The following is a 3,291-nucleotide window of genomic DNA, read 5'->3' on the forward strand; positions in this document are numbered from 1 at the left end:
TGCCTCTGCCGCTGCCCCTCCGCGCGTTCCGCCCTGTCCGACTCGCGGGCGGCCCTCTCGGAGGCGTCCGCCTGCTTGTCCGCCTCTGCTGCCGCCTCTGCCGCGGCGCGGTCGCGGTCTGCCTGCGCGTCCGCGGAGCCACCGACCTCGTCGACCGGCCATGAGGTGGGGGCATCGGTGCTCCAGGTCGACTCCGTGGGGGATGCCGATGCCGCCGTCTGCGTCGGGGCGTCGGCCGCACAGCCGGTGAGCAGGAGCGAGAGACCGAGGCCGAGCGCCGCGGTCAGGCGCAGGGAGCGGGAACGGGAAACGGGCACGACGGTGTGTCCTTCTGCGAAAGAGGGCTGGGCCCTCGCCTGGGGGGGCACCCTGCCCTGTCAGGCACTGAAGACCCGGCGGACAGGTGACTCTCAGTATACCGTGTGCGACCATCGCCCCTGGCCAGAAGCGGGATCCTGTGAGGAATCGAACACCCGGAGGTGTCGTCCGCCGCTTCCCGGCCGCAGCCTGCGGCCGTCTCGACCGCGGCCAGGTCAGCGGTGTCAGCGGGTGGTGAGGGTGCCGTCTCCGTCCAGGGCATCCGCGATGAGGTCGCGGGCCTCACCCGTCGGCGACTTCGCCGAGAGCCAGCGGGCGCCGACCCAGGCCAGCATCACGACCACCGCGCAGCCGAACGCCGTGACCGCCACGGTGCCGGACTGCAGCCCGTAGCCGTCCGAGCGGCCCATGCCGACCCAGAAGAGGCCCCAGGCCACTGTGAGCGCCACGCAGAGACGTCCGCCGTCATAGGCAGAGAGCAGCGCGCTGAGCACGGTGATGGCCACGACGGCGACCACTGCCCAGGTGGCCGGCATCAGCGGCCCGCCGCTCCAGCCGTCGGAGCCGAGCCCGGCGAAGACGTTGACGAACACGCGGAACAGCATCCACCCCAGGTACAGTCCCTGGACGCAGTCCACGGCGAGGCGCTCGCCCCACGACGGCGCGGGCCCCTGCTCCATCAGCACGAGGATGCGCAGCAGCACCCCGAGCTGCACGAGGCTCACCACCACGCCGCCCCAGAGGACGCCGAACTCGATGAACCCGAGCCACACGATGTTCAGCGCGATCGCGGTCAGGATCCAAGGACGGAGCCGATCGTGGCGGGCGCTCGGGGTGGGGGTCATCAGCTGCCACACGGCGTATCCCACGAAGCCGGCGTAGATGAGGACCCACACGTATCCGGCGACCTCCTTCGGAGACAGCCAGGTGGCGTCCTCTCCGAGCCATCCCCCCACTGCCTCGGGCACACGGACGCCGCCGAAGAGCCCCATGCCCACCATCATCATGCTCAGCGCGGCCACCACCACGACGGCGGTGGCGACGCGTCCCACGGTGGTGTCGAGTGCGCTGCCCGCCCGCGGACGGTCGATGTGCGTGGTCATGGATGCTCCCTGCTCAGACGGATCCCCGGGACGAGGCGCCCCGGTTCCTTCGCTGGCCCCATCCTAGGGTCCCCGGCAGACACGCCCAGCCCTGCGCAGACTGTGAGTTCGCCTCCCCCGGGCCCGCCCCGCCTACCCTGGGCGACATGCGCACAGTCCCCCCGGTCGGCCTCCTGCTCGACGTGGACGGCCCCGTCGCCTCCACGCAGACCCGCTCCGTCCCGCCGCGGATCGTGGACTCGCTGGTCCGCCTCCTCGCGGCGGGCACGCCCGTCTGCTTCAACACCGGGAGGTCCGCCGACTTCCTCCTGCACAGCGTGCTGGCGCCGATGCGCGCGGCCGGGCTGCCCGCCGACGCGCCGGCCTTCGCCGTCTGCGAGAAGGGGGCCGTGTGGTTCCCGTTCGCGGAGGTCCCCGCCGGGGACCTCCCTCGGCTGCGGCACGACGACGGCCGGCCGGCCTGGGTGCGCACCTCGCCCGGGATGGCCGTCCCGGAGAGGCTCCGGGCCGTCGTCGGGACGGCGAACGACGAGCTGGCGGGCGGACTGCAGTTCGTGGACCGCACGAAGCTGGCAATGATCTCCCTGGAGAAGGAGATCGAGGCGGACACCGCCGAGTACGAGCGCGCCCGGGAGGCCGTGGCCGACCGCACCCGGGAGCTGCTGACGACCGAGGGGCTGGCGTCGGACTACGAGGTGGAGACGACCGTGATCTCCGTGGACGTGCAGCACGTGGACTCCGGCAAGGCCCTGGGCGCCGACCGCTGCCTGGAGATGATGGCCGAGCGGCGAGTGCAGCTGCCGGCGCGCTGGTTCACGGCGGGCGACTCTCGGTCCGACTACGCGATGGCTGACCGGCTGCACGAGCGGGGCGCACGTGTGGACCACGTGGACGTCCGCCCGGAGGACGGCGTGCCGGACACCGGGTATCCGGTGGTCACGGCGGAGGCGCTCGCGGCCCTCGGACACGGCCGGCCGGAGGACGTGCACGAGGCCGTGGGCGCCTCCCTGCTGGCCTGGGTGGAGCAGGATCTTCTGGCGCGTTGACCCGGCGCGGACGGCGTGGGCGTGATGTCATGGTGTGAAGTGTTCGCGGCCACATCTTCACATGACGGCCCATACCGTATATCCGATGCCGCCCCAGGAGAGCAGCACCCATGGCCAACTACCTCACCGTCGTCCTCCCACGCCGTCAGGAGCAGCGCCTCCTGCAGTGGCTCGCCCCCACCGGGTTCCCGGACGGGGAGCATCTCTGCGTCCCCCTCCGCGGCACGCGGCTGCGCCTGCACCACATCGGGCGCAACGCCGCCGCAGACCTGCTGGATCTGCCCGGGAAGCACTCCTTCGGGCTGTTCCGCGGGGTCGGGGACGACGAGTTCGCACACCGGCTGGTGTACGGGGCCCGCGGGGCACAGGAGTTCCTGGACGAGCACGACGGACCAGGGCTCCCGGACGCCGGCGCATGGGCCACCACCAACGCGAAGTCCTGGACGGGCAACTACGCCAGCCACTGGGTGGACGGGAGGACCCTCCACTCCAGCGGTGACTTCTTCCGGTTCCTGCCGCTGCTGTACACCTCGGGCGGGGGCATGGTCGCCTTCTCCGACTCCTGGCACGTCCTCGTCCGCCTCCGCCGGGCGATGGGCCTGCCCGTCACCGTGGACCGGCAGGAGGCCGTCGGCATGGCGACCGACCGTAGCGCGGCGCTCAACCCGTCAGGCGAGGAGACCCTCTGCCACGAGGTCCGCATGGCACTGCCCGGCACCCGGCTCACGACCCGGCTGCGGCGCACGCGCTGCGCCGGCCCCGGTGCCCGTGCGCACCCCGTTCGCCGAGCAGCTCCACGTGGGGGAGGACCAGGACTGGGCGGG

General features: G+C 72.4%; 4 protein-coding genes. 2 read left to right on the forward strand and 2 right to left on the reverse strand.

The genetic code is table 11. From position 1 onward, the window contains the following. Together AC2W7A_RS10740 and AC2W7A_RS10745 are read right to left on the reverse strand one after the other, a co-directional pair. The coding region (locus AC2W7A_RS10740) for a hypothetical protein (protein ID WP_485991344.1) at positions 1-317 on the reverse strand (317 nt) is incomplete at its 3' end. 225 nt (positions 318-542) lie between these two features. Then, entirely contained in the window at positions 543-1,421 is an 879-nt protein-coding gene (locus tag AC2W7A_RS10745; RefSeq protein ID WP_485991345.1) for a tryptophan-rich sensory protein, read from the reverse strand. A 146-nt stretch (positions 1,422-1,567) separates the two neighbouring features. On the opposite strand from AC2W7A_RS10745, the gene AC2W7A_RS10750 reads away from it, so the two are divergent. Both AC2W7A_RS10750 and AC2W7A_RS10755 read left to right on the forward strand, forming a co-directional pair. Continuing rightward, the gene (locus tag AC2W7A_RS10750) at positions 1,568-2,467 is read left to right on the forward strand and encodes a Cof-type HAD-IIB family hydrolase (protein ID WP_485991346.1); all 900 of its coding nucleotides are present in this window, start codon (positions 1,568-1,570) and stop codon (positions 2,465-2,467) included. Between the two features lie 110 nt (positions 2,468-2,577). Beyond that, positions 2,578-3,291 (forward strand): hypothetical protein (locus AC2W7A_RS10755; RefSeq protein WP_485991347.1); only part of this gene is annotated, 714 nt, incomplete at its 3' end.

It is taken from the genome of Micrococcus sp. LASM2_SD2 (assembly GCF_057364565.1).